Raw genomic sequence first — 25,513 nt, 5'->3', positions numbered from 1 at the left:
CGTAGTAGCGCGAGGTCCGACCGCCGGGGTCAGGCCCCGTCGCCGCCGGTGCCCAGTGAGGCCAGCCACTCATCGTCCGAGCCCTCGACCACGCCCTCCATGAGGAACGTGGAGAGGTAGCGCTCGCCGGTGTCGGGGAGCATGGCGAGGAGCACCGAGCCGGCCGGGGCGGTCTCGGCGACACGCAGTGCGGTGGCCAGGGTGGCACCGGCCGAGATGCCGGTGAAGATCCCCTCCTCGGCGGCGAGCCTGCGCGCGGTGTCGCGTCCCTCGACCTCGTTCACGGTCACCAGGTCGTCGATGACGCTCCGGTCCATCACACCCGGTACGAAGTTGGGGGCCCAGCCCTGGATCCGGTGGACGTTCCACCCCTGCCCGGCGAGCACGGCGGCGTTCTCCGGCTCCGCTGCGACGATCCGCACCCCGGGGCGTGCTGTCCTGAGCATCTGCCCCACACCGGTGAGCGTTCCACTGGTGCCGAAGCCGGTGACGAAGTAGTCGAGCCGGCTGCCGGCGAAGTCGCCGAGGATCTCCGAAGCGGTTGTCTCGCGGTGGTAGGCCGGGTTGGCCGGATTGTCGAACTGCTGGGCCCTGAACCAGCCGTGCTTCTCTGCGAGTTCGTCCGCGATCCGGTTACCGCCGCTGCTGCCGAGGTGTCCGGGGAAGAGGAGCACCTTGCCGCCGTAGGCCCGGATCAGCTTCCGCCGTTCCGCCGAGTACGTGTCGCCCATCACCGCCACGAACCGGTAGCCGCGGGCCGCGGCCACCATCGCCAGGGCGATCCCGACGTTTCCGGAGGTGCACTCGACGATGGTGTCACCGGGCTTGAGCAGTCCCTTCGCCTCGGCGTCGAGGACGACCGAGAGCGCGAGGCGGTCCTTCACCGAGCCGCCGGGATTGAACGACTCCACCTTCACGTAGACCGTGGTGTGAGCGGGGGCCATACGGTGAAGCCTGACGATCGGGGTGCGGCCGATGGTGTCGAGGATGCTGTCGTGGAGAGGCATCGGGAATACTCCTAGGCGGGCGGACCAGCGGTGCTGGCCGCGGGGGAAGGGGCCGACGGGGGCCGGGCCGCCGGGGAGTCCGGCGGAGGGCGGTGCCTGTCGTGTGCGTGGCGGGGGCGGCCGGCCTAGCCGGCCGGCGCGTTCTCGAAGGCGGGCGCGACCATGCCGAGGATGGTTTCGACCGCGCGCTCGCTGAGTTCGTCGTCCAGCGGTGCGTTGAATTCGGCGAGTTCGATGCCGCGGAGCTGGTGCGGAGGGATCGCCGCGAAGATCGCCCGTATCTGCTCGGGGAGCAGGCCGTCCGGCACGGTGTAATCGGCGGGCACATGTCCGGGTTCGAGCACGTCCCAGTCGATGTGCACCCACACCGGGGCGCACCCGATGGCGTCCAGGATGTTCTCGGCCGTCGTCCGCGCAGGGGAGATGATCCGGACCCCGTGACGTGCGATCAGTTCGCCCTCGGCGTCGTCGATGTCGCGTGAGCCTACGAGGACAGCCTGTTCGGGGCGCAGGCCGGCGCCGTGTCCGCTGTCCCAGAGGCCGCACGCCCCGGCGAGTACCATCCCGCCCAGGTAGCCGGTGCCGGTCGTCTCCGGCGTGTTGAAGTCGCCGTGCCCGTCGATGTAAAGCACCACGGCGTCCGGGTGCTCGCGGGCCACGACCGGCAGCGTGGCGAGACTCGCCGAGCAGGTGTTGGAGATCATGACTGTCCGGCTGCCGTTGGTGATGCTGTCGGTGACGGCCCGGCGCAGGCCGGCCAGCGTCCGCTCCGCCTGCGGAAGACTGACGGTCCAGTCGTCGTCGGCGGGCGGCGCGGGCTCTCCGACGAAGCGGCCGGTGAGACCGTAACGGTCCTCCAGGGCCCGTGCGATGCGGGCGGCGCCCTCGATCATCCGGGGCTCCCGGTCGGCCACCCGGCCCTGCGACACGATGAGTTCGATCATTGGTCAGGAGCTCCTGTTCGTTTCGACAGCCGTCCGGGGCTGGAATGGGCATGTACCGCTGCGTTCGGCGTTCTCGTCGATGAGCCCGTACTGGAACCATTCGAGTGCGCCGGCACTGTAGGAGCCCAGCTGCGGTGAGTGCGGTAACCCGTCGTAACGGTGTATTCGCTTGCGGATGTTGGCGCGGACCTTGCGTCCGCTCGGTGTCTCCCCGGCGAACACGTCGAACCGCTCCCGCGGATTCACGACGAGTGCGAAGTGATTACCGAGGTTCCTGCTGCGACGATTTTTATGGGCCGGGCTGCTCATGTTGCAGAAGAGCGGCATTCCGTTGAAACACATGGACCAGTTCTCGGAATCCGGGCTCTTTCCGACGTCCTCGGGCCAGGGCTCGGGATCGGCCTGGTGCAGTTCCTGCAGTACGCGCCAGCCGAAGGAGTGGTAATCCGCCACGGTGCTCGCGGTCACGGCGTCCGCCGAGAACAACACGACCAGCGGATAAGCGGTGTCCAGTCTGCCGTCCCAGGCCCTGGACAGCTCGACGTACTCGGTGAGGGCCTCCGCCAGGTGCCGGATGCCGTCGCTCCCGGCGTCCTCCACGAAGACGAACCTCACGAACTGCTTCCGGAAGGCATTCCGGGAGAAGACACAGGGGAAGCCCGGATCGGCGAGACGTGATGTGACCTCCTCCAGGGCGGCCCGGTGCCATCCGTCCGCGTCGTCGACGGCCTGCGCCTGGGAGATCAGCTTCGTGGTCTGATGCGACCTTTCCACGTGGGCATCCTTTTCTACGGTTCCTTGCTCGTTTCAATACGGGCGCATTGGCTCCGTGTTCGGACGTGAGGAAGCCGTCTCTCCTTGCCGGGACTTCCGGGTCCATGGGATTTTCCAGGGACTTCCCAGGGATTTCCCCGTGCGCCGGAGCGCCGCCGTGCGGAGATCCGGGTACGGATTCCGTTCGCGCCCCTGCCGCGGGATCCGGATCGATTCCACCGGTCCGCGGTCCGGCCCCATGCTTGCCTGCGAATTCCCGGCACCACAACGCCTCTGCAACCAAGGAGTCAGGGAGATGTACGCCTTGTACGCCTTGTACGCCGATGGTTGTATGGCGGCGCGCCCGGGTCGTTTCTAGGCTTCTGTCGTGATCGACTCCGCTGCTTGTCCGAATGTCCCCGGTCCGGCTGGAACCCCGGATGCCCGCTGGCGCGCTGCGGCAACTACGGCACGTCTGTGCTGGTCGGAAGCGCGACCGTCGGTGCAGCTGGTCTTTCTGCTGCGGTTCGTGGTGGGCGCGGTGTCCACCGGGCAGCCGCCGCAGGCTCTCGGGCGGACCGTGCTCGGCCTGGCGTCCTGGTGGTGCGCCGTCGCCTGCGCGTACCTGCTCAACGGCGTGACGGACGTACGGGAGGACCGGGCGAACCGCTCACGGCGCCCGATCGCCCGCGGTGACCTCCCGGTTCGCACCGCCGCGACCGTCACCGGTGTGCTCGCCGGCGCCGCGCTGGCGTCCGGGGCGATCGCGGGCGACGGGGTGCTGATGTGGGTGGCGGTCTTTCTGCTGCTCGGCTTCGTCTACTCCGCCCGTCCGGTGCAGGCGAAGCGGTCGAGTGCGCTCTGCGCGCTGGTGGTGTTCGGTCTGGGCGCCACCTCGTACGCCGGCGGAGTGGCGGCGGCGGGCTCCGGGTGGACCGTGCCGGGTGCGGTGTTCGGATGCGTGATGGCAGCCTGGATGGCCCTGGTCGGCTCCGTGGTCAAGGACTTGGGCGACGCCGGCGGAGACGCGAAAGGCGGGAGGCGCACCGTCGCTGTCGTACACGGAATCGCGGCGGCGCGGGCCCTGGCCGTGACCGGTGCCGTACTCGTCGGCCTGGCCGGAACGGTGGCGGCGGCCCTGTGGGCCCCCCTCGCGCTGGTGGGAACGGTGCCGGTCACGGCCGGGGCGGCGTGGGTGGTCACCCGGGTGGTGCGCGATGCCCGGAGGCAGTACGCCGGACGCCGCCAACGGCGCGGTGCCTACCGGGCGTTCATGGTCACGCAGTACGCCGCGAATCTGCTCGTACTGGACGCGTTCGCGACCGTGTGAACCGTGCACCGGACGCGCGGGGTGAGGGGGCGTAGAGGTCAGCCGTGCCCGGAGAAGACCATGTTGATGGCCTGTACCCGGGAACTGGCGCCGAGTTTGCGGTACACGTTGTGCAGATGCCGCTTGACGGTCGCCTCGCTGATCTCCAGCCGCCTGCTGATCAGACGGTTGGACAGCCCCGCGCGCACCGCCTCCAGGATCTCCCGCTCGCGCTGCGTCAGCAGATCGAGGACCTGTGCGCCCGGGGCGCCCGCGGACGCCCCCAGACCGCGGTCCGGCATCTGCTGCTCTTCGGGAACGGCCGGCCGCTGAGCCTCCTCGTACGCCCGGATCCCCTGATACAGACGGCTGCCTGCGGCGACCCGGAAGGCGGTGCTCACCGTCTGCGCCGCCGCGACACGCTCGTCGGCCTCGACCTGGTCGACCGCTTCCGTGACCACGGCCTGCATGACCTGCCAGAGGACGTCCGCCGCCCGCACCGACTCCGACACCGGAATCTGCTGGACGACGCGGTGGGCCCCGAGCAGCCGCGTGTACTCGCCGCCCCCCGGCAGCTCCGCGTGCATGCCGGCTTCGAGCATCTGGGCGCACTCGGCCACGATGTTCTGCGCCTGATGACGGCACTGCCGCCAGATGTCCTCACGGGACACCAGCGGACTGCCGATCCGCCCCAGCGCGGCGCGGTACGCCTCGGCGATCTCAGGTATGGCAGCACGGAGCTGCCGGGCAGCCTCCTGACGACCCACTGATGCCTCCCCCTCAGGACTCTCGAAGCCGCGCGGCCGTCCGGCCGCGACGATCTTCATGTAGAGGGCAAGGTAACATCTAGGTGTCGTAATGCGGAAGTAAAATTCCATCATGCGGAAGTGTGTTAGGAGGGGGTGGGGGGCGCAACCCGTACTATGCCCCGCGCAGTACCTCCCGCGCCCACGTCGCCCGACGGGTCCCGGCCGGGTACGGAAGAGCCCCGGCCGCCGACTCGGCCCGTGCCAGCTCCCGCACGCCCTCCGGCGTCCGGCCGAGCCGGGTCAGGGACGCTCCCAGCGCGATCCGCGCCTCCACCTCGGCGAGGCGTTCCCCGGTCTGCCGCGCCCGTACCACCTCGGCGCGCGCGAGGTGCAGCGCGGCTTCGGCGCGCCCCGACAGGAGTTCTGCCCAGGCCACCAGTACCGGCGCCTCGCCGGCATGGCCGTCCAGGGCGCGCAGGGCGTCGTCCGGGCGCCGTGCGTACAGCGCGAGTTCGGCGCGGGCCGTGCGCACCTCGTGCTCCGCCTGCCGGTCCCCGAGCGCGGTGGCGACTGCTTCGGCTCGGTCCAGGACCGCTGTGGCCTGCGCCGTCTCACCCAGGAACACCCGCACGCGCGCCAGCGTCGCGAGGGCGTACGCGAGGCACCAGGCGTCGTACGCCTCCGCGCCCGCCACCGCCTGTTCGGCCAGCGCGCGGGCGGGCTCGGGTTCTTCGAGCAGCAGGCGCAGTTCGGCCAGGTTCGCCCGCTCGAACGCGGCGGCGGTCGGATCACCGGACTGTTCCGCCAGACCCAGGGCGCGGGTCCCGATCTCGACTGCCTCGCCCAGCCGGCCGGCTCGCCGCGCGTTTTCGCGAAGTGTCGACAGGACCGAGCCGAGCAGCGTCGGGTCCCCGTACGCCTCGGCGGGCGCCAGCGCCTCGTCGCCCGCCTCGCGTGCCTGGTCGAAGCGGCCGGCGAGTCCGAGATTGGCGGCTTGGAGGGCGTAGGCGCGGGCCATCAGCCCCTGCCCCCGCATCCCCGGCATGCGCCGGGCGGCAGCCAGGGCGTTCCGGGCGGCCTCCGCGCCGGCCGCGTACCGCCCCTGGACACAGCGCACGACGGCCAGAGCGAGGAAGTGGCCGGCCGCCGGTTCCGGTGAGGTCTCCGCGGTCACCGGGTGTTCCCGCAGCGTACGGCGGGCCGATGCGGAGGCGCTCGTCTTGACGAGCGTCTCCGCGAGCAGCGCTGCTGCGAGGACCGCGTGGTCGTGGTCGCCGCGCCGCTCGAACTCGGCCAGGGCGATCCGCACCGTGCCGGCCGCCTGCTCGAAGTGGCCCATCCTGCGAAGGACATGGGCATGTGCGAGCCGGGCGCGTGCCGCGTCGACGTCCAGCCGGGCCACCAGGTCCTGGTAGTAACGGTCCGCCGTGTCATTGGCGTACAGGGCCGCGGCCCGTTCGGCTGCCCGGCGCAGGTACTCGGCGGCGCGCGGGTCATCGGCCCGTGCGAAGTGGGAGGCCAGGGTGTCGACGGCGTCGGGCCGACGCCGTCGCACGGCCTGCGCGAACGCCGCATGCAGTTGTCTGCGGCGGACCGCGGCCAGCTGCTCGTAGCAGGTCAGCCGGACCAGCGGATGCCGGAAGGCCACCCCCTCCTCGGGCCGCCCGGCCACCACGACATGCCGTTCCTCGATGAGCGAGGCGCCGATGGCCTGTTCCAGGGCGTCGGCTGCCGCGCCGCCCGAGACCGGCGGGCGCAGCCCGTGCTCCGCGACGTCGAGCAGCTCCGACAGCGCGGCCTCGTCCCCGGCCACGGCGAGGGCCTCCACGATGCGGCGTGCGTCCGTGCCGAGCCGTACGAGCCGGTCGGCCACCAGTTCCCGCACCCCTTCGGGGGCGAGGCCACCGGTGTCGCCCCCGGCCAGATCGCGAGCGAGTTCGAGGGCGAACAGCGGGTTGCCGAGGGAGAGTTCCCACACCCGGTGGATGCGGTCGTCGTGCGACACGTCCGTGGCCGCGTCGCGCACCAGCGCCAGACACGCGTCCCTGCCGAGCCGCCCCAACTCCTCTCGCACGGCGAGACGCTGGCGCACCAGTGAGGCCACGGCCACCCGGCGCGCATCGCCGTCGGGGAGTTCCTCCTCGCGGTACGTCACGAGGAAGCGCAGGGCCGTCCCCCGCTCCACGGCCCGGCGGGCGAGGTGGCCGAGCAGCTGGAAGGAGCCCGTGTCGGCTGCATGCAGATCGTCGAGCACGACCAGTACCGGGCGCAGCGAGGCCAGGTCGCCGAGCAGCGCCGTGCTGCCCCGGAAGAGCCGGTCCCTCTCCTCCTCCGGACTGCGCTCCCCGGAAGTCCCCACTTGCCCGAGCGAGGGCAGGAACGAGGCCAGTTCGGGATACTCGGCGCCGGTCCGGGCACGTTCGGCCGCACTGTGCCCGGCGAGCCAGCCGTCGAGCGCGTCCGCGAACGCGCCGTACGGCGTGTGCCCCTCCGCGTCCTGGCTGCCGCCCCACAGCACTGCCGTCCCGACCGCGGTGGCGCGCCGTGCGGCCTCGCTCACCAGGCGGGTCTTCCCTACGCCCGCCTCGCCGCTGAGCAGCGTGACCGGCGGCCCGTCAGCGGTGAGGAGCCGTTCGAGCGCCGCGGTGCGCCCCCGCAACGGCGGTGCGGTGCGCACGGCCCGCAGGGGGGCCGGGAGCAGCGGGGCGGCGGGGACCGGGGCGGGGGCCGAGGCCAGTGCAGCCTTGTGCAGCCGTTCTGTCTCCGGTCCGGGCCGCACGCCCAGTTCCGCGTCGAGCAGCTCGCGGCACACATGGTATTGATGCACCGCACGCCGGCGCAGCCCCTGGCGCAGCCAGGCGTCGATGAGGACACGGTGGGCCAGCTCCTCGGCGGGGCTGGTCGCGAGTACCTCCTGCGCGGCGGCCACCGCGTCGTCGGGGGCGTCCCGCTCCAAGTGCGCTTGGGCGACCCGCAGAAGCAACTGCTCGCGCAGCAGTGTGAGCTGCCCGCGCCGGTCGTCGGCCCAGCTCGCGTAGCGGTCCTCGGGCAGCATCTCGCCGGTGAACCGGCCCAGGGCGCCCCTCAGTTCGTCCACTCCGCCCTCGGCGAGAGCGGTCCGGGCCGATCGTTCGGCGTCGTCGGCGTCGATCCATACCGTTGCCGGGCCGAGCCAGAGGAGCGCTCCGTCGGAGATCAGGTACGAGGAGCCGGCGCGTGGGGCGAGCTCGGGTTCCAGGGCGCGGCGTGCGGCGTGCAGGGCGACGCGCAGGCTGCCCGCGGCTGCCTTCGGGCCGGCGTCCGGCCAGCAGATGTCCATGGCCTGTTCGCGGTGGAGGCGGTGACCGGGGACGACAGCGAGGAGTTTCACCAGGGCGCGGGCGCCGGGCCGCGGCCACCGTTCCGCGAGCGCGGGTCCGCCGTCGCGCGTCACCCTGAACCCTCCGAAAAGGTGCAGACGCAGCAGCGGCGCGGCGGATGTGCTGCCGTGCGGGCGTTGCGCGTCCATGGGGGCGCACTGTAATCGAACACACGGAGGATCCCCCGGGCGAGGCCCGGGGGATCCGTCTCAGGTCAGGACACCGGACCGGCTCAGGAGAGCTTGTACGCGGTGACCTGGTGGATGGCGTTGTCCTGGACCAGGTAGCGGCCGCCGAGGTTCTCGGCGATCCGGTCAGGACCGCTGTCGTCACCGTTCAGCGAGAGAGCCTCGTCGACGCCGTCACCGTCGAGGTCGGCGGTGAGGAAGTTGCGGCCGCCCATGAGACCCGCCTCGCCCACACTGTCCGGATAGACGGAGTCGTTGGCGATGATGTCCGGGTCCCAGGACTCGACTCCGCCTTCGACGCCGCCGACCAGGAGCTTGCGCCCGCCGGGCCCGGTGGCGAAACCGCCGGTGTAGGACTGCGGGATCACGAGGGCCATGTGGTCGTCGCCGTCGGCCCCGTAGGACCGGTAGGAGGAGGTGCCGGCCTGATACAGGGTCCCGTTGTCGGCCCAGAAGCCGCCGTGCGTCCACAGGCCGCCGGCCGTGCCGGAGTGCAGCACCTCACCAGTGCGGCCGTCCCGTATCTCCATGTAGTCGTGCGGGGCGTCGGAGTCGGCGGAGCCGACACCGGCCTGCGCCTGGATGTCCCACATGTAGACCACCGCGTGGCCGTCCGCATACGGGATCTCCTTGGAGGCGAAGGTCCCGTTGTACGTGATGGCGGCGTGGATGATTCCGTCGCTCGACACGGCAGGGGCCTTGGGTGCGACGTCCCAATCGCTCCGGCCGGTTCGGGCGTTCAGCGCGACCGCGTCCGCCGCCGGGTCGGCCTGTTCGAGTGAGTCCGCCTTGGAGTACGAGGTGTAGACCCGGCCGTCATTGACCGACGGGTCCGAGAAGACCACGTCGCCGAGGGCCTTGGGCGCCGTGTACGACCACAGCTTGTGCCCGTCGCCGTGGTAGGCGTTCAGGGCGTTGGTCGCGACGAGGATGTCGGCCTTCCCGTCCCCGTCGAGATCGGCGACCTTCGCGGAGTGCACGAACTGGCCGCCGCCGCTGATCGTGGCGAGTGTCTTGCCGGTCCTGCCGTTGAGAACGGCCACCGCGCTGTCGGCGGCGACGACGATCTCGGGCCTGCCGTCGCCGTCGACGTCACCCGTCTCGATGTCGTGGACCGCGCCGGGGACCGTGGCCTGCCACAGTTTCTCCGGTTTGCCGGCGGCGAGCGACGGACCGGAGTAGGCCCACACACCGTTCGACGAACCGCCCATGACGACATCGGACTTGCCGTCCTTGTCCAGGTCCGCCGCCCTGGCCGAGGAGATGTCGCCCTGCAGCGGCGTCACCTGCTGCTGCTTGCCGTTGGCCAGCTTGTACGTGCGGATGTTCTCGCCCTGGTCGATGACCCGCACGTGGGCACCCCGGGCGTCGGAGAAGACATCCTGGTACATCGGCGAGGCGCCGGGTCCCTTCTCCTCCCATGCGACCTGGCCCTTGCCGGAGAACACGGTCAGCGTCGCGAGGGAGCTGCCGCCGGGGTTCTGGGACGTGCTGATCTTCTCGTCGTCCTGGGCGGAGGTGATGAGCCTGCCGCCTGCCACCTGGAGGCGCCAGATGCTGGCCCCGTCGTCGGCGTTGCCGGAATCGCGCTTGACCGTGTGCGACCAGAGCACCTTGGCGGGGTCGTCGCCGTTCAGCGCACGAACGGTGCCGGCGTTCACATAGAGGTCGTTGTCCAGCGAGGACTCCGCAACGGCGTACTCGTCGCCCGCCCCGGCGCCGAGGTCACCGATCGTCAGGGCGGTGGGAAGCACGTTGACCCGGCTGTCCAGGGTCGAGCGCCGCCCGGTCCTCAGGTCGTACGAGGCGATCTCGTAGCGCACACCGTCGGTGGCGTCGGCCTGTTCGACGGCGACGATGCGCTTGCGGCCCGCGTCCAAGCGGATCTGACGGCTGTAGAGCATGCTGTCGGTCTGCCAGGAGACAGAACCGTCGTCCGTGTCGAGGACAAGGGTGCGCCCGCGGCCGGCGGCCCCGGCGGCCTTGGCCAGGTCCCAGGAGACGGCGGCGCTGCCTCCGCCGAGCTCCTGGATGTCGCCCCAGTTGACGTCACCCGCCTCCTCGGTGTCGTACGTCCACGTCGTCGAAGGGGTCAGGGCGCCGCCCGCGTAGGAGAAGCGGATGCCGGACAGCTTCGCCGTATCGGCGGCCGGGGCGTTCATGTTCATCCGCGGGGCGTCGGCGACGAGCAGCGTGCCGTCGACGATCTTCACCATGGACGCGTTGTCGTACAGCTTCGACCACAGCGTCCTGCCGGTCCTGCCGTCGACCACCGTCACGAACGTGCCCGTGGGCAGCGACGATCCGGGCGAGGTGAACGGACGGTAGGGGACCGAGCCGACACCGGCCGAGAGGACCAGGTCGGCGGTACCGTCGCCGGTCAGATCGCCGGTGCTGTAGCCCGAGTCGGAGGTGGGTGAGAACGGCGAGACCGCGTTGTAGCCCATCAGGATCCGGGCCGGGTACGGCTCGGACTGGTACACCCGGGATGGCTTGACCTGCCAGTCCGCGTAGAAGGAGGCGTTGGTGCGCGCCCACACCGCACTGCCGTCCGCGGCGTGCCGCTGCACGGCGCCGAGGCTGTTGACGGTGAAGTAGTCGCCCTTCTTGCCGACGGGCACGGTCGCGCCCATGCCCTGCACGCCCTCCAGCGTGGACGTGCCGGTGAAGGTGACCTTGCCGTCGCCGCCGGCCGCGGGCCCGGCGCCGTTCGCCTCGGGTGTGTCCTCGGCCTTCGGGCTGATCCTGGAGGCGTCGGCGTCCCCGTACGCATCGAGCGTGGCGTGGGCTGCCAGCGTCCTGGCTCGGGCGCTGCTCAGCTTCATCGCCGAGCCGGCGCCCTCGTCGGCGGCCAGGGCGTGCGGGGCGGCACTCAGGCACAGCCCTGCCGCGATCAGGGCGGCGGCGAGCTGGACGTTCCGCCGCGAGTGGTGGGCTCTCATCACTTGGCTCCCTGCGTGAAGCGGACGGCCGAACCGCCGGTGAGGACCGACTGGTTGAAGGAGTACTGGAGGGCGTCGGTACCGGCCTGGTTCTGGATGCCGACGGTGGCGCTCGCACCCTGGCCCGGGACCGTCTCGTACTGGAAGGTCACAGCCCCGGTGGCCTCGTCGAAGACGGCCTCGAAGGTGGCACGGCCCGAAGCGCCGTCCGCGAGGGCGGCCTTGTTCCAGACGACGGCGAACTTACGGCTGCCCTTGCTGCCGGTGGTGGCGGTCTGCACCGACGACTTCTTGTCGAGTGTGAGGTCGTCCCACAACGGGGCTATGAAGCCGTTGGGGTTGTTCACTGTGGGCAGCGACGTGTTGGCGTAGTCACCGACGCGTGGCGCCAGGAAGTTCAGCATGCCGTCGGTGGTGACCGAAGTGGTCGAGTACGCGACCCCGTACAGCTTCACCGAGAACGGCAGCGGGATCGTCGCGGCGTCCTCGTCACCGCTCAGGGCGACCTTTCTGGACCCGGGGATCCAGGAGTACGCGGCCGGGGCGCAGCTGTTGCCGGACACGTCGGCGCGGGCGGGGACCCGAACGTTCTGCGTCAGGTCGGCGGTGACGGTGACCGATCCGTTGTAGACACCGTTGCACAGGGTCGGAGCGGCGGGCTTCACGGTCAGCGAGTAGGTGCCCTCGGCGATCTTCGGGAGGGTGTACGTGCCCCTGGAGCCGGTGGTCACCGCGGGCACCGGGGCACCGGTCAGCTCCACGCTCGCGCCGGCCAGGGGTTTGCCGGTGACGTCGAGAACGGTGCCGGAGACCTGGTGCGAGGCCACCGCGGAGAGGGCGAAGTCCTGCGTCAGGTCCTGATTCGCCCCGACCACGACCCCGGTGGCCGAACCTGCCGCGTAACCGTAGTCACTGACCGCGAAGTCGTAGGTGCCCGGGTTCAGCGGCAGGCGGTACGTGCCGTCGGTGCCGGTGGTGACCGAACGGGTGCCGGACGCGGCGTCCGTCGCCTCGACGGTGACACCGGACAGGGCGGCGCCGGTCGCCTTGTCCGTCACCCTGCCGCTCGTGGTGCCCGCGGTGTGCGGGGCTCTGCCGACCGCCGCGAGGATGTCGAGCTTGCCCTCACCCCATACGTCGTTGGCGTCGGCGGTGCCGCCGCAGTGGGTGTCGTCGACGTCGCGCGCGCCCTCGCCGAGGAGCTTGCGCGTCGCGTCGATGTCGCCGATCAGGGACGGCGCCGCCGACCACAGAAGGGCCACCGCGCCGGCGACGTGCGGCGTGGCCATCGAGGTACCGGACTCGGTGTTGTACGACGAGCCGGGCCAGGTGGACTCGACGTCGACACCCGGCGCGGCGATGTCCGGCTTCATCGAACCGTCGACCAGGGACGGGCCGAAGCCGGAGAAGGAGGCGATCGCGCCGGACGAGTCGTACGCGCCGACACCGTAGGCGGGTGCCTGTGAGCCCGGGGCGTGCGCGGTGGAACAGGTGGTCCCGTCACCGTCGTTGCCGGCCGCGAACGCCTCGAAGATGCCGGCGGAGTTCCAGGCGTCGACGATGTCCTCGTAGAACGTCGTGTCCCCGCCGCCCCAGGAGTTGTTCACGATGTTCGGCGCCATGTCGGGGCGCGGGTTCTGCCCGTTGTGGTCGGTCGGGGCGAGGATCCACTGGCCGGCCGCGAGCAGCGACTCGTCGGAGCAGGACGAGGTCTCACAGCCCTTGGCGGCGATCCACTTCGCGTTCGGCGCGACGCCGATGCCGTTCTTGCCGACCATTGTGCCCATGGTGTGGGTGCCGTGACCGTTGTTGTCGCACGGGACACCACTCGTCCCGCACTGGCCGGTCGCGTCGTACCAGTTGTAGTCGTGGGTGAAGGTGCCGTCGCCGTTGTTGCCCCGGTAGCCGGCGACGAGGTCCGGGTGGTCGTACTGGACACCCGAGTCGACGTTGGCGATGACGATGCCCTCGCCCCGGTCGTCGTACTGCTTCCACACCTGGTCGGCCTTGATGTCCGCGACACCCCACTCGGGCGTGCCATCGTCACCGGTGGCCGAGGACTCCGTGCGCGAGGCGCTGATCTTCTTGTCGGCGGTCTCGATGTCGTCGAGCCTGTAGTGCTGCTCCTTGACGATGCGCGCGACGTCCGAACGCCTGGCCAGCTGATCGACCAGGTCCTGCCCACCGGTCACTTTGACGGCGTTGGCGATCCAGTAGTCCTGGTGGCCGGCCTTCGCTCTGTCGAGAAAGGAATTGATCGACTTCTGGCTTTTTCTGGCGTGCGCGGTCAGCGCGCCGTAGGCAGCCCTTGCCTTTGCCGCATGGGTCTGCTGCTTCCGGACGGATGACAGGTCCGCCTGGTCCTTGAGGACGACGAAGAAGGAGGTGTCGCCCGCTTCGGCAACGGCGGCGGAGAGTGCGGGGTCGACCTTGGCCGACGGGGCGGCGACAGCGTCGGTGTCGGCCAGGGGCAGCGCGGTCAGCAGGGCGGCCGCGGTGAAGGCGGCCGCCGCCCGGACTGTGCGTCTGCGCCAGGGCGGTGGGGGCAGGTGCATCGGAGTGCTCCTCCAGGAACGGTACGGGGGAGTCCGGACGCTAGAGAGCCGCCGTTACTCGGGCATTACAGCGCTCCGGGAAGCCCCGGCCGCAGGGGCCCCGGCCGCTCCGCCGCGCGGCGACGGTCCCGCTCGGCGCGGCGACGGTCCCGCTCCGCAGGGGGAGCGGGACCGTCGCCGGCTGTCGGGCAGCTGTGCCGTCCCGTGCCACGGGCCGGGCTCCGGCGTTCCGCGGGTGCACGGGCTCCATTCGGGGGCAGGCGTACTGGCCGGACGGCGCACAGGCCGGCGGAGACGCTCCGGGCTTCGGCAGGAGCGGGCGGGTCATGCGGCGCGGCACTCGTGGCGCAGCGCGCCGCGGGCCTGTACGGCGCACCGTGGCCGATCCTGCTCCCTCGGTCCCGGTCCGGAGCGCATCGGCCGGTGTGCGGAAGGGCGCGGCCCGGAGCTGGTGGCGGCGGTGCGACGGCAGGCTGCGGGCCGGGCCGCCGTGCGTTCGGCCGTCCGGTGATGGCGTCCGGACCTCTAAACCGGACCTCTAAAGCCGAAAGCGATCGCTTCGTGGGAGGTCGAATTCGATCGATTCTGGGGAGATAGAGGTCAACCTATTGACCTCTATGGTCCGAGCCACTAGTTTGCGGTAGTTGTAGGTCCATATTTTTCCCGGAAGGAGGCGACCCGCGGATGTACACCAGCTCTGACCTTGGTCGCCTCGCCCAGTGCACAGCCTGGGTTCCGGGCCGGATCGCGCACGGCTGCTGAATCACGCCGTTCTGATGTGCCCGCTCGCGGCACATTCCGGGGTTTCCCGTCACCACATTCCGGCACGTCGCTGTCGCGTGCCTTGCTGCGCCCGCTCCGTTCACGTGGCGCTCTGAACACAGAAAGCTGCCTGAAATTGGCGAACATGATGAATCGACCGGTCATGCACGGAAGCGAAGGTCTGTCATGGTAGCGGCGCGGATCACGGTCAATGGGAAAGAAGCGCCGATATCACCGGCTGCACCCCACATCACAGCGCTGGATTTCCTGCGTGAGCGTGGCCTCACCGGGACCAAGGAGGGCTGCGCCGAGGGTGAGTGCGGTGCCTGTTCGGTCCTGGTGGCACGCCCCGGGGTGAACAAGCCCACCGACTGGGTGTCGGTCAACGCCTGCCTGGTCCCGGCCGCGGCTCTCGACGGTCAGGAGATCATCACCTCCGAGGGGCTCGCCACCGTCGGCGACCCCGGCACGCCGGTCGCCCTGCACCCCGTGCAGGAGGAGATGGCGGTCCGCGGCGGGTCCCAGTGCGGCTACTGCACCCCGGGATTCATCTGCAGCATGGCCGCCGAGTACTACCGGCCCAACCGCTGCGCGCACGAGGAGCCGGCAGACGGCGCGGACTCGGCGGGCAGCGGCGACGCCGAGCACGGTCCGAACGGCTTCGACCTGCACGCGCTGAGCGGGAACCTGTGCCGGTGCACCGGCTACCGCCCCATTCGCGATGCCGCGTTCGCCGTCGGTGCGCCCGCCGACGAGGACCCGCTCGCGCAGCGCCGCGAGCAGTCCCCGCCCGCACCGGTCGCCACCGAATACACCCAGGACGGCAGCTCGTTCCTGCGGAAGAACACGCTCGCCGAAACACTGCAGTTGCTGCGTGAGCGGCCCGACGCGGTGGTGGTCGCCGGATCCACCGACTACGGCGTCGAGGTCAACATCCGCTCCCGCCGGGCGGATTGCGTGGTCGCCATCGACCGGCTGCCCGAACTGCGGGAGCTGCGCGTCGAATCCGACTCCATTCTGATCGGTGCGGCGCTGACACTCACCGAGATCGAACGCCGTCTCGACGGCGATGTCCCGCTGCTGGCGGAGCTGTTCCCGCAGTTCGCGTCGCGGCTCATCCGCAACGGTGCGACCTTCGGCGGCAACCTGGGTACCGGCTCTCCCATCGGTGACAGCCCGCCGGTGCTGCTCGCGCTGGAGGCATCGCTGGTGCTCGCCGACGCCGACGGTGAGCGCGAGGTCCCGCTGGCGGATTACTTCACCGGGTACCGGCAGAGTGTGCGGCGTCCCGATGAGCTGATCCGCGCGGTGCGCATCCCGCTGCCACTGTCGCCGGTCGTGGCCTTCCACAAGATCGCCAAGCGGCGTTTCGACGACATCTCCAGCGTGGCGGTCGGTTTCGCGCTGGACATCGAGGACGGAATCGTCCGCAAGGCACGCATCGGTCTGGGCGGCGTGGCTGCCACCCCGATCCGCTCGCTCGCCACCGAGGCCGCCCTGGAGGGCAAGCCCTGGACGGCGGGGACCGTCGAGGCCGCGGCCCGGGAGCTGCGGAGCGAGGGCACACCGATGAGCGATCATCGCGCCAGCTCCCTCTACCGTTCCGCGATGCTCGGCCAGAGCCTGCTCAAGCTGTACGCGCAAACCACTGAGGCGGTGTCGTCATGAGTCATCTGTCCGAACGCCCCGAAAAGCCTGTCGTCGGTGTTTCGATGCCGCACGAGAGTGCCGTCCAGCACGTCACCGGTACCGCGCTGTACACCGATGACCTGGTCTACCGCACCAAGGACGTGCTGCACGCCTATCCGGTCCAGGTCATGAAGACCCACGGCAGGATCACGGCGCTGCGCACCGAGCCCGCGCTCGCCGTGCCCGGCGTGGTCCGCGTGCTGACCGGTGCCGACGTGCCCGGTGTCAACGACGCCGGTATGAAGCACGACGAACCGCTGTTCCCCGACGAGGTCATGTTCCACGGCCACGCGGTCGCCTGGGTACTCGGAGAGACCCTGGAGGCTGCCCGGCTCGGTGCGGCGGCCGTCGAGGTGGAACTCGACGAGAAGCCCTCCCTGGTCACGCTTCAGGACGCGATCGAGGCGGGCAGCTATCACGGAGCCCAGCCCCTGATGGTGGCCGGCGACATCGACGCCGGCTTCGCGGACTCCGCGCATGTGATCTCCGGCGAGTTCCAGTTCGCCGGGCAGGAACACTTCTATCTCGAGACGCATGCGGCGCTGGCCCTGGTCGACGAGAACGGCCAGGTGTTCATCCAGAGCAGCACCCAGCACCCGTCGGAGACCCAGGAAATCGTCTCGCACGTGCTCGGCGTGTCCGCCCACGAGGTGACCGTGCAGTGTCTGCGGATGGGCGGCGGCTTCGGCGGCAAGGAGATGCAGCCGCACGGATTCGCGGCCATCGCCGCACTCGGCGCCAAGCTGACCGGCCGGCCGGTCAGGTTCCGGCTCAACCGGACTCAGGACCTGACGATGTCCGGCAAGCGCCACGGGTTCCACTCCAAGTGGAAGATCGGGTTCGACGCCGACGGCCGCATCCAGGCCCTGGACGCCACCCTGGTCGCGGACGGCGGCTGGAGCCTGGACCTCTCGGAGCCGGTCCTCGCCCGAGCGCTGTGCCACATCGACAACACCTACTGGATCCCCAACGCCCGCGTCGCCGGTCGGATCGCCAAGACCAACACGGTGTCCAACACCGCCTTCCGGGGCTTCGGCGGACCGCAGGGCATGCTGGTGATCGAGGACATCCTGGGCCGCTGCGCGCCGCAGCTCGGACTGGACCCCATGGAGCTGCGGGAACGGAACTTCTACCAGCCGGGTCAGGGCCAGACGACGCCGTACGGACAGCCGGTCACCCAGGCCGACCGGATCGCCACCGTCTGGGAGCAGGTGCAGAAGGTCGGCGACGTCGCCGATCGCAACCGCGAGATCGCCGCTTTCAACGCCGCGCATCCGAACGTCAAGCGGTCACTCGCGATCACCGGCATCAAGTTCGGCATCTCGTTCAACCTCACCGCCTTCAACCAGGGCGGCGCGCTGGTGCTGATCTACAAGGACGGCTCCGTCCTGATCAACCACGGCGGCACCGAGATGGGCCAGGGCCTCCACACCAAGATGATGCAGGTGGCCGCGACCACGCTGGGCATCCCGCTGCACAAGGTCCGCCTGGCCCCGACGCGCACCGACAAGGTGCCCAACACCTCCGCCACCGCGGCCAGTTCCGGAGCCGACCTCAATGGTGGGGCGATCAAGAACGCCTGTGAGCAGCTGCGCGAGCGGCTGCTGCAGGTGGCCGCCACCAAGCTGGGTGCGAACGCCTCGGACGTACGCATAGTCGACGGCATCGCGCGCGCCCTGGGCAGCGACGCGGAAGTGGCCTGGGACGACCTGGTGCACTCCGCGTACTTCCAGCGGGTCCAGCTGTCGGCGTCCGGTTTCTACCGGACCGAAGGACTGCACTGGGACGCGAAGTCGTTCCGGGGTTCCCCGTTCAAGTACTTCGCCAACGGTGCCGCCGCGACCGAGGTGGAGGTCGACGGCTTCACCGGCGCCTACCGCATCCGGCGGGTGGACATCGTGCACGACGTCGGCGACAGCCTCTCGCCGATGATCGACATCGGTCAGGTCGAGGGCGGGTTCGTGCAGGGCGCGGGCTGGCTGACGCTCGAGGAGCTGCGCTGGGACTCCTCCGACGGGCCGAACCGCGGCCGGCTGCAGACCCAGGCAGCGAGCACCTACAAGCTGCCGAGCTTCTCTGAGATGCCCGAGGAGTTCAACGTCACGCTCCTGGAGAACGCCACCGAAGAGGGTGCGGTCTACGGGTCCAAGGCAGTGGGCGAGCCTCCGCTGATGCTGGCGTTCTCGGTACGGGAGGCGCTCCGGCAGGCAGCCGCCGCTTTCGGCCCCGGTGGGGTCGGCGTGGAGCTGGCCTCTCCCGCGACACCCGAAGCGGTGTACTGGGCCATCGAGGAGGCCCGCCGGGGTACTGCCCTGCAGAACGGTCAGAGCCTCGACGGATTCGCCTCCAACGGCCACGCCGCCGCGAACGGGCACGCCTCCAACGGCAAGTCCAACGGCAAGGTCCGTACCGACGCAGCAGCGTTGAGCGGTGCCTGACATGACGTGGGTCGCCGCGGTCGCGCGGTTGCGGGCACGCCGGGAGTCCGGTGTGCTGGTGACCGTCGCGACCGTGCGCGGCCATGCCCCGCGCGACGCCGGTGCGAAACTGGTGGTGGGGCAGAGCGACGCGTGGGGGTCGATCGGAGGCGGCAACGTCGAGGCCGTCGCGATCGACCGGGCCCGGGAGATGATCGCCGCGGCCAAGCCTGAGCTGGAGCTCATCGATTTCGCCCTGAACGACAAAGTGACCAACCAGCACGGCGTCCAGTGCTGCGGCGGCACGGTCTCGGTGCTGCTCGAACCCCTGCCGGTCGTGCGGGCCGTGGCGGTCTTCGGCGTCGGACACGTCGGACTGGAACTGGCGCGCATCCTGGCCCGTCAGGACCTCGACCTCCATCTGATCGACACCCGCTCCGAGATGCTCGGCAAGGAGCGGCTCGCCGTGCTGGACGACGCGGTGGCGCAGGTGCATGTGCATCACACACCGCTGCTGCCCGAGCAGGTGCTGGAGGAGCTGCCGCGCGGCACCCACATCCTGATCATGACCCATGATCACGCCGAGGACGCCGCGCTGTGCGACTCCGCCCTGCGTACCACCCACCTCGGCTCCATCGGGCTGATCGGGTCGGCTGCCAAGTGGGTGCGGTTCCGCAAGCGCCTCCGGACCGAGGGCGGCTTCGACGACGCCACCATCGATCGGGTCAAGACTCCGATAGGGATGGCCGACATCACCGGCAAGGAACCCGCGACGATCGCCGTGAGCGTCGCCGCCGACTTGCTGCTCACCTTCGAGGCCGACGGGAACTGATTCCCGGCCAGGACCCCGTCAGGGGTGCGCCAAGGGGCGCCTTGCGCTCGTGCGAACGCACGTATGCGGGGCGCCCCTTCGGCATGTACGGGGCCCTCGCCCCGGCAGGCGCCGCCGCCGGCGGGGCCCGGCGGACGCCCGCCTCACCGGGCAGGACCGGCCGGCGCACTTCGGCGCCCCGCATGGTCCCCCCGCCTGGAGTAGCCCGTGTCGCGCCCCGGCTGGTTCGCCTGGTGCTCACGGTCGCGGCGCCGCCCCCGGCGTGCCGAGTGAAAAGCAAAAGCCCCAGGTCTCGGCAAGTGAGTCCTGAGGCTTCTACGGAGCGGGTATCGCTCCACCCGACGCGAGTGCGCGGTGAACCGGGTGTTCAGTAATCGACGCGGTCGGACTTGGCCAGCCAGGCGTCGAACGGCGCCGTACGGTTCGGCATGTCCAGTTGCGCGATCGCGAGCGGCCACAGCTCCGCGGGCTTCTTTTCGAACAGCTCGTAGAACTTGCGGTCGTCGAAACCGGCCACGGCAGCGTCATGCCGGTCAGCGGCGAAGATGATCCGGTCGACCCGCGCCCACAGCGAGGACGAGAGACACATCGGGCACGGCTCGCACGAGGTGACCAGGACGCAGCCGTCCAGCGAGAAGGTGCCCAGCTTCTGGCAGGCGGCACGGATCGCGGTCACCTCGCCGTGGGCCGTCGGGTCCAGGTTCGACGTGACCTTGTTGTTCCCGATCGCGACGATTTCGCCGTCCTTGGCGATCAGCGTGCCGAACGGTCCGCCGCCGTTCTGCACGCTGGTGGTGGCAAGGCTGATGGCCTCGTCCATCCAGGTGCGCTCGAGTTCCTGGATGCTCTTCTCTTGGGCGTGCGCGGTCATGGTCACTCCTTTGTTGCAGACGGTCGGGACTCCCCGGCTGGGCTGCCTGTGCGAGACACCGCACGGGCGGACACCGGGGCAACAAGTGGGGCTACGCGGGTGCCGCCTCATGACCGGCCCGGCCGGCGACACCTGTGTGGGATCGGCGCGGCCGGGGGCCGGCCGTGCGTTCCGGTGGGACCGGTGTGTGGGTCAGGTTCAGCCCCGTTGCATGGCGGATGGCGTTCACGACCGCCGGGGTGGCGGAAATGGCGGGCGGCTCGCCGTAACCCCGCACGCTGTGCGGTGGGCGAGGGACAGCCCTTCCGGCCACATTCCGCATCGGCGGTGTGTCCGGAAAGGCCGGGGACAGGTGGGCGGTGAACGACAGGTCGCGGATCTTGCTCCTCAAGGCCCCGATCTCCTCCATCGCGGCCGGGCCCGGCCCCGCACAGGGGCGCGGCCCGGCGCCGGCCCCACCGGTGACCGGTTCATTGAGGCCCCGCCGGGTACGGGCGGGAGAAGTCAGGGTGCTCATCAGGAGACCTCCGCTGTCCCTTCCGTGCGTCGTTCACGTGCTGTTAACGGAATAGCGCAAGTACATCCGCCGGGCTCCGCCGGGGGCAGTCACCGAAGCCATGAAGGAGTTGGCTGGTCGGTCGGCCCCTCTCGTAGATTCCTATGAGAGGCAGGAGGCGGCGAACCCTTCGGATCCTGAGCGCCGGTGATCGCGACGCCGGGCACGGAGGCGACGGCGCCGTGGTCCGGCCGGTGCTCGTACAGGGCCCCTGCGGAAGGCTCCGCCACTTCCGGGACGGCCGCCCGGCCCGTCCGGGCCGCGGTCCGTACCGCGCGGCCAGGACGGGCCACCGCTCCTTACTTCCCGGTCCTGCCCGAGGCTGTGGACTCACCGCATGTGCGACGTCTCGTTGAGCGAGCGCACAGACGCGTTTCCCTTCGCGTAGTACGGGACATCCGGCACCGAAGCCGTGCGACCTCGATGCGGAGCAGCGACTCCGCCCGGCGCGCCGGGCGGAGGCCGGATCAGCCGCCTCACCGGCACCACGTGCGAGACGGCCAGCACGGTCTTCCCCGCGTACCGTGCCCGGCAGCTCGTCCCGTGCCGGGCCCACCCGGTCCGCCACGTCGTCGGGGGACTCACCGCCCGGAGGAGCGGCCGCCGGGGACCGCAGCCACGGCGCGTCCGGACAGCGTTGCTGTACCTCGGCGTACGCCAGACCCTCCCAGGCCCCGAAGTCCGCCTCCCGCAGCTCCTCGTCGATCCGCACTCCGAGCCCCAGCCGGGCGGCCTGGTTCCCGGCCCGGAGCCGGGAACCGCCCAGGAGCGGCCCCCGGCCCATGAGTTGCTGCCGCATGCCTGGACAGCCGTTTGACGGCGTGCTGTCATGACGCCGTTATCCGATTTCCAACGTTGGAAGGATGGCGTCGCGCTCCCTCCCCGTCATCGGTGCCGCTCCCTGCCGAGCGCCTCGGGCGCCTGGCAGCCCCCATGCGCCATGGGCCGCCCGCCGGAGCCCCGTGCGGCCCACTGAGAGAAGGAGTCCCCATGCCCCTGGACCGCAGACAGCTGATGACCGGCGCGCTGGCCGCAGCCGTGGCCACGACGGTGGCCGGCAGCCGCTGGGCCACTACGGCGACCGCGGCCGGACACCGGTCGAGCCCCGCACACGGCGGCCACTACGCGCCCAACGCTGCCCCCCTCCACCCGACGGCCTTCCTCAGGCTCCCGCCCGGCCGTGTCACCGCGCGCGGCTGGCTGGCCGGACAGCTGAAGCTCCAGCTGGACGGACTCTGCGGCCGCTACGAGGAGTTCTCGCACTTCCTCGACTTCACGGCCACCGGATGGGTCCGCCCCGACCTCGGCGGCTGGGAAGAGGTCCCGTACTGGCTGCGCGGATACACCGACCTCGCGATCGTCACGGGCGATGCCAAGGCGCTGGCGGCCGTGCGCCGCTGGTTCGACGCGATTGTGGCCACCCAGCAGTCCGACGGCTTCTTCGGCCCGAAGTCCCTGCGTACGTCGCTGAACGGCGGCCCGGACTTCTGGCCCTTCCTCCCCCTGATCCAGGCTCTTCGTTCCTGGCAGGAGTACTCGGGTGACACCCGCGTCATCCCGTTCCTCAGCAAGTTCTTCCGCTACATGAACGCGCAGGGGCCGGGCGCCTTCAGCACCAGCTGGGTCTCGCTGCGCTGCGGCGACGCACTGGACAGCGCCTTCTGGCTCTTCAACCGCACCGGCGACACCTTCCTCCTCGACCTCGCCGACAAGATGCACGCGAACGGGGCGGACTGGGGTGACAACCTGGTCAGCCTCCACAACGTGAACATCGCTCAGGGCTTCCGTGAACCTGCCCAGTACGCGGTGCGCAGCGGTTCGGCCGACGACACACGCGACACGTACGGGACATACGGAAAGGCCATGGACCAGTACGGGCAGTTCCCCGGCGGCGGTTTCGCCGGGGACGAGAACGCACGCCCCGCACACGGCGACGCCCGGCAGGGCTTCGAGACCTGCGGGATCGTCGAGTTCATGGCGAGCCACCAACTGCTCACCCGGATCACCGGTGACCCGCTGTGGGCGGACCGCTGCGAGGAACTGGCCTTCAACTCCCTGCCCGCCTCCCTCGACCCCTCGGGCAGGGCGACCCACTACATCACCAGCGCCAACAGCGTCGACCTGGACAACGTCCCCAAGACGCAGCGGCAGTTCCAGAACGGTTTCGCCATGCAGGCGTTCCTGCCCGGCGTCGACCAGTACCGCTGCTGCCCGCACAACTACGGCATGGGCTGGCCGTACTTCACCGAAGAGCTGTGGCTCGCCACCCCCGACGGAGGCCTCGCCGCCGCGATGTACGCGAGCTGCGAGGTCACCGCCAAGGTCGCCGACGGCACCGAGGTCACCTTCACCGAGGAGACCGGCTACCCGTTCACCGACACGGTCACGCTGACCCTGAAGGCACCGGGGCCGCTGAGCTTCCCGCTGGTGCTCCGTGTCCCCGCCTGGTGCGACAGCCCGCAGATCCAGGTCAACGGGGAGGGTGTGAACGCCCCGGCCGGACCTGCCTTCACCCGAGTCGAACGCACCTGGGCCGACGGCGACCGGGTGACCCTGCGTTTCCCGCAGAAGACCGCGGTCCGCACCTGGGAGCACAACCACGACGCCGTGACCGTGGACCGAGGGCCGCTCACCTACTCCCTGCGGATCGGTGAGGCGTACGAGCGCATCGGCGGCACCGATCAGTTCCCGGAGTACGCGGTGCACGCGACTGGCCCCTGGAACTACGGCCTCGTCCTGGACGACATGGATCCGGCCGCGTCGCTGCGCCCCCGGAGCGGCCGTCCTGCCGGGGACGCCAATCCGTTCACCCTCGACGGCACCCCGCTGTCCATGACGGCTCGGGCGCGCCGTATCCCGGAGTGGACGGCGGACGACGAGCACGTCGTCACACCGCTCCAGAACAGCCCCGCCCGCAGCGCCGAGCCCGTGGAGGAGATCACACTCGTCCCGATGGGGGCGGCGCGGCTGCGCATCACGTCGTTCCCCACGGCCGGCCCGGACGGGGAGCCGTGGCTCGCCGCCCGCTGGTACCGGATACGTAACCGGCACTCGGCCAAGGTCCTCGGTGTCGACGCCATGTCCACGGCCAACAGTGCGCAGGTCGTGCAGTTCGGTGATACCGGTACGGACGACCACGAATGGGGATTGATCGCCGAGGGGGACGGCTGGTTCCGTATCCGTAACCGTCACTCCGGCAAGGTTCTCGGCGTTGACCAGATGTCCACCGCCGACAGTGCCCGCGTCGTTCAGTTCGACGACAACGGCACGGACGACCACCTCTGGCAGCTCGTCCCCGACGCCGACGGCTGGTTCCGTATCCGTAACCGTCACTCCGGCAAGGTTCTCGGCGTTGACCAGATGTCCACCGCCGACAGCGCCCGCGTCGTTCAGTTCGACGACAACGGCACCGATGACCACCTCTGGCAGCTCCTCTGACCCGGGGCTGCCGCCACGGACGGGCTGCTCTCCGTGCCGTCCGGCACGGGGAGCAGCCTGGCCGGCGCCGGACCTGACGAACGGCGAAGGCCACCCGGCACTTCGCGCGGGCGTGGGGCAGGGCGGGGCGCGCGCCCGGCGCATGGGAGCGCGATCCAATCGCTGTGTGTCACAGAGTCTGCGGGAACCCGCCCGCGGTTATCCGGATTCACGCGGTTCGTATATGTCGATATCAGGGCAAAATCGACATGGAGTGGCTGGATATTTCCACCGAGGGCGAGTTGGCATATGTCTCAGGCGCATCTCTCCGGTTGCTGTTCGATTTAGTACCCATAAGTAATGGGGCGAATTGGCATCACCGGCCACCGAAGGTCCTCTAGTGTGATTGGCATGAACGGGCGGAGTCAGGGGAAGCCTGGCTCGGCTGTCGCCGATATCCGGAGGCGTAACGTATCTCCGTTCCGCATGGTCGAGATCGAAACGCCGGGGGGCGGGTGGTTCGGCGGTGCGGCTGAAGTGATCGGTGCAGCGTGCCCGGAAGTAAATGATGAACATGCCGTGGAAAGTGCGAAAACAGGTGGGGGGACGGTCGTGGCCAATCCTTTCGATGACGAGTCGGGACGGTTCGTGACGCTGGTGAATGGTGAGGGTCAGTACTCACTGTGGCCCGCGCATATTGATATTCCGGGCGGCTGGCGTGCCGATGGCCCGGAGGGGTCGCGTCAGGAGTGTCTGGACGCGATCGAAGGCGCGTGGAGCGATATGCGGCCCGCCAGTCTGGTGCGGGCGATGGAGGCCGACGCCGGATAGGCCGGCGGCCGAGCCGTCGAGGTGTCGCGCATCGCCCCAGGTCGGGTGGATGCCGACGCCCCCATCTGATCGACCTCGCTCCTTGTTTGAGCAGAATCGATCAGGTGGGGACGGTATTCGGTCATGCCTCGCTGATTAGTGCTCATGTGGCTTTCATGAACCAACGGTGAACTGCCGCGTGGCGCATCATCAATGCGCGAAGACAGCGGAGTGCCCTGCCGGATTCCATGCCGGCGGGCCCCCGTCGGTGCCTGATGCCATGGGCACGGCGATGTCCTTCTCCGCTTTCACCCGGACCGTCGTCGGCGATGGGTGCTGCACCGGCGTGGTCG

General features: G+C 70.2%; 15 protein-coding genes. 6 read left to right on the top strand and 9 right to left on the bottom strand.

Annotation, left to right across the window (positions count from 1 at the left end; all coding sequences use genetic code 11):
- Nucleotides 1-29: 29 nt before the first annotated feature.
- The 3 genes from cysK to OG584_RS07425 all read right to left on the bottom strand — a co-directional run bounded on the left by cysK (nt 30) and on the right by OG584_RS07425 (nt 2,725).
- Nucleotides 30-1,007, bottom strand: a complete 978-nt coding sequence (gene cysK / locus OG584_RS07435; protein WP_405776285.1) for a cysteine synthase A — start codon at nt 1,005-1,007, stop codon at nt 30-32.
- A 125-nt stretch (nt 1,008-1,132) separates the two neighbouring features.
- Complete coding sequence (locus OG584_RS07430; RefSeq protein WP_405776283.1) at nt 1,133-1,951, bottom strand: arginase family protein; 819 nt, start codon at nt 1,949-1,951, stop codon at nt 1,133-1,135.
- A gap of 3 nt (nt 1,952-1,954) precedes the next feature.
- Complete coding sequence (locus tag OG584_RS07425; protein ID WP_405776281.1) at nt 1,955-2,725, bottom strand: YqcI/YcgG family protein; 771 nt, start codon at nt 2,723-2,725, stop codon at nt 1,955-1,957.
- A gap of 481 nt (nt 2,726-3,206) precedes the next feature.
- Between OG584_RS07425 and OG584_RS07420 the strand changes: the two genes are divergently transcribed.
- A complete protein-coding gene (locus tag OG584_RS07420) occupies nt 3,207-4,034 on the top strand; it encodes a UbiA family prenyltransferase (protein WP_405776280.1) in 828 nt (275 codons plus the stop codon).
- Nucleotides 4,035-4,072: 38 nt separating this feature from the next.
- Here the strand turns inward: OG584_RS07420 and OG584_RS07415 are convergent, their stop codons facing one another.
- The 4 genes from OG584_RS07415 to OG584_RS07400 all read right to left on the bottom strand — a co-directional run bounded on the left by OG584_RS07415 (nt 4,073) and on the right by OG584_RS07400 (nt 13,806).
- The gene (locus OG584_RS07415) at nt 4,073-4,894 is read right to left on the bottom strand and encodes a LuxR C-terminal-related transcriptional regulator (RefSeq protein WP_405776278.1); all 822 of its coding nucleotides are present in this window, start codon (nt 4,892-4,894) and stop codon (nt 4,073-4,075) included.
- Nucleotides 4,895-4,934: 40 nt separating this feature from the next.
- A complete protein-coding gene (locus tag OG584_RS07410) occupies nt 4,935-8,270 on the bottom strand; it encodes an ATP-binding protein (protein WP_405776276.1) in 3,336 nt (1,111 codons plus the stop codon).
- A gap of 83 nt (nt 8,271-8,353) precedes the next feature.
- A complete protein-coding gene (locus OG584_RS07405) occupies nt 8,354-11,251 on the bottom strand; it encodes an FG-GAP repeat domain-containing protein (protein WP_405776274.1) in 2,898 nt (965 codons plus the stop codon).
- Complete coding sequence (locus OG584_RS07400; RefSeq protein ID WP_405776272.1) at nt 11,251-13,806, bottom strand: S8 family serine peptidase; 2,556 nt, start codon at nt 13,804-13,806, stop codon at nt 11,251-11,253. Before OG584_RS07400 ends, OG584_RS07405 begins: the two co-directional genes overlap by 1 nt.
- A gap of 948 nt (nt 13,807-14,754) precedes the next feature.
- Between OG584_RS07400 and OG584_RS07395 the strand changes: the two genes are divergently transcribed.
- The 3 genes from OG584_RS07395 to xdhC are packed head-to-tail and all read left to right on the top strand — an operon-like array spanning nt 14,755 to nt 19,506.
- On the top strand, nt 14,755-16,236 hold the full coding sequence (locus OG584_RS07395; protein WP_405776270.1) for a xanthine dehydrogenase small subunit: 1,482 nt from the start codon (nt 14,755-14,757) through the stop codon (nt 16,234-16,236).
- The gene (gene xdhB / locus OG584_RS07390; RefSeq protein WP_405776268.1) at nt 16,233-18,695 is read left to right on the top strand and encodes a xanthine dehydrogenase molybdopterin binding subunit; all 2,463 of its coding nucleotides are present in this window, start codon (nt 16,233-16,235) and stop codon (nt 18,693-18,695) included. Before OG584_RS07395 ends, xdhB begins: the two co-directional genes overlap by 4 nt.
- Before the next feature lies 1 nt (nt 18,696).
- Nucleotides 18,697-19,506, top strand: a complete 810-nt coding sequence (gene xdhC / locus OG584_RS07385) for a xanthine dehydrogenase accessory protein XdhC (RefSeq protein WP_405783918.1) — start codon at nt 18,697-18,699, stop codon at nt 19,504-19,506.
- 367 nt (nt 19,507-19,873) lie between these two features.
- Here xdhC and OG584_RS07380 read toward each other — a convergent pair whose 3' ends face one another.
- A complete protein-coding gene (locus OG584_RS07380; protein ID WP_405776266.1) occupies nt 19,874-20,377 on the bottom strand; it encodes a nucleoside deaminase in 504 nt (167 codons plus the stop codon).
- Nucleotides 20,378-20,937: 560 nt separating this feature from the next.
- A complete protein-coding gene (locus OG584_RS07375) occupies nt 20,938-21,717 on the bottom strand; it encodes a histidine phosphatase family protein (protein WP_405783916.1) in 780 nt (259 codons plus the stop codon).
- A 206-nt stretch (nt 21,718-21,923) separates the two neighbouring features.
- Between OG584_RS07375 and OG584_RS07370 the strand changes: the two genes are divergently transcribed.
- Complete coding sequence (locus OG584_RS07370; protein WP_405776264.1) at nt 21,924-24,371, top strand: RICIN domain-containing protein; 2,448 nt, start codon at nt 21,924-21,926, stop codon at nt 24,369-24,371.
- 591 nt (nt 24,372-24,962) lie between these two features.
- Nucleotides 24,963-25,181 (top strand): MbtH family protein, encoded by a 219-nt coding sequence (locus OG584_RS07365; RefSeq protein WP_405783915.1) that lies wholly within the window; start codon nt 24,963-24,965, stop codon nt 25,179-25,181.
- The last annotated feature ends 332 nt before the right edge of the window (nt 25,182-25,513 follow it).

The organism is Streptomyces sp. NBC_00859, from assembly GCF_045161865.1.
Classification (GTDB): domain Bacteria; phylum Actinomycetota; class Actinomycetes; order Streptomycetales; family Streptomycetaceae; genus Streptomyces.
Note: the sequence above shows the minus strand (reverse complement) of the source record. Positions and strands in the feature narration are given on the sequence as shown.

Excerpts from the sequence above, each read along its gene's own strand:
- xdhC (WP_405783918.1), top strand. The coding sequence starts at position 18,697 with ATGACGTGGGTCGCCGCGGTCGCGCGGTTGCGGGCACGCCGGGAGTCC.
- OG584_RS07410 (WP_405776276.1), bottom strand. The coding sequence starts at position 8,270 with ATGGACGCGCAACGCCCGCACGGCAGCACATCCGCCGCGCCGCTGCTG.
- OG584_RS07375 (WP_405783916.1), bottom strand. The coding sequence starts at position 21,717 with ATGGGCCGGGGGCCGCTCCTGGGCGGTTCCCGGCTCCGGGCCGGGAAC.
- OG584_RS07395 (WP_405776270.1), top strand. The coding sequence starts at position 14,755 with ATGGTAGCGGCGCGGATCACGGTCAATGGGAAAGAAGCGCCGATATCA.
- xdhB (WP_405776268.1), top strand. The coding sequence starts at position 16,233 with ATGAGTCATCTGTCCGAACGCCCCGAAAAGCCTGTCGTCGGTGTTTCG.
- OG584_RS07370 (WP_405776264.1), top strand. The coding sequence starts at position 21,924 with ATGCCCCTGGACCGCAGACAGCTGATGACCGGCGCGCTGGCCGCAGCC.
- OG584_RS07380 (WP_405776266.1), bottom strand. The coding sequence starts at position 20,377 with ATGACCGCGCACGCCCAAGAGAAGAGCATCCAGGAACTCGAGCGCACC.
- OG584_RS07430 (WP_405776283.1), bottom strand. The coding sequence starts at position 1,951 with ATGATCGAACTCATCGTGTCGCAGGGCCGGGTGGCCGACCGGGAGCCC.
- OG584_RS07400 (WP_405776272.1), bottom strand. The coding sequence starts at position 13,806 with ATGCACCTGCCCCCACCGCCCTGGCGCAGACGCACAGTCCGGGCGGCG.
- OG584_RS07415 (WP_405776278.1), bottom strand. The coding sequence starts at position 4,894 with ATGATGGAATTTTACTTCCGCATTACGACACCTAGATGTTACCTTGCC.
- OG584_RS07405 (WP_405776274.1), bottom strand. The coding sequence starts at position 11,251 with ATGAGAGCCCACCACTCGCGGCGGAACGTCCAGCTCGCCGCCGCCCTG.
- cysK (WP_405776285.1), bottom strand. The coding sequence starts at position 1,007 with ATGCCTCTCCACGACAGCATCCTCGACACCATCGGCCGCACCCCGATC.